Genomic DNA, 1,105 nt, shown 5'->3' on the forward strand with positions numbered 1-1,105 from the left:
TTATCAAATTGCCTTCGATATCAGCAAGCATTTCCAAGAGAATTGGGGCTTAGACAAAACAGGCCAGCATTCCGGATTCAGAGGATGGTGGTTTGCCCCGATAAATTGACGGCTGTTAAATACAAAAAAGCCTTTGACCTTATTGGAAAAGTTAAGACAGAAATTGTCATGTCTCCTCCGGACACGCGGGAGAACAATGAAGATGTGCATAGCTCAGAATCTCCCGAAGTGCAGCAATATTATGAAATGCTCAAAACAAAATACGGCCATGATATAGATAAGATGATTATTCAGCAGTATGAAAAGGGCGAAAGCATAGAATTGCTGATAGTTATCGATAAATTGCTTACTGGCTTCGATGTGCCGCAAACGATAGTGATGTATTTGTGCAGAAAATTGAAAGAGCATACATTGTTGCAAGCCATTGCCCGTGTAAACCGTGTGTATCCTGGGAAAGATTATGGATACATCATTGACTATGCCGGCATTATGGAAGAGTTACAAGAAGCTATGGAAACCTATGACAGGTAATACAGATGGCTTTGATCCGGAAGATTTAAAAGGCGCAATTTACAAATATCAAAGCCGAAGTAGAAAAACTACCCAGAGCGTATGCGGATGTTCTGGATTTATTCAAAAGCATCAAAAATAAACACAATATCGATGAGTATGTCACGCTCTTGGCAGATGAAGCCTTGAGAGAAGAATTTTATTCCAAATTCAGTATTTTCTCCAGAATATTTAAGATTGCTTTGTCCACACGCGAATTCCACGAACAGACGCCTGCTGCTGTCATGGAGGAATACAAGTCTGCTTTAAAGAAATTTGCCCAAATTCGTGTGGCTGCCAATAACACCTATGCCGATACCATAAGTTTTGCGCAGTATGAAAAGCAGTTGCAAAAATTATTAGATCAGCATGTGATTACCGAAGATATCATCAGACTGGTAGAGCCGATAAATATTCTGGATACCGAAGCATTTGAAGAAGAATTGAGTAAAATAAGCGGTCCACGAGCCAAAGCCGAAAAAATTGCCGCTGCTACTTACAAAATATATTACGGTAAATATCGACACAGATCCGGTATTGTTTCGCAAACTATCCG

At 39.9% G+C, this 1,105-nt stretch carries 1 protein-coding gene and 1 pseudogene; both read left to right on the forward strand.

The window, feature by feature from the left end:
* Nucleotides 1–105 precede the first annotated feature (105 nt).
* Nucleotides 106–531 carry a UvrB domain 3-containing protein gene (locus tag SD31_RS15720; protein ID WP_052259090.1) on the forward strand — a complete coding sequence of 142 codons (426 nt, stop codon included), beginning with the start codon at nucleotides 106–108 and terminating at the stop codon, nucleotides 529–531.
* Between the two features lie 149 nt (nucleotides 532–680).
* Nucleotides 681–1,105, forward strand: a pseudogene (locus SD31_RS15725) (hypothetical protein); the annotation flags it as partial.

The sequence above is a fragment of the Sphingobacterium sp. T2 genome, from assembly GCF_000814685.1.
Taxonomy (GTDB): domain Bacteria; phylum Bacteroidota; class Bacteroidia; order Sphingobacteriales; family Sphingobacteriaceae; genus Sphingobacterium; species Sphingobacterium thermophilum.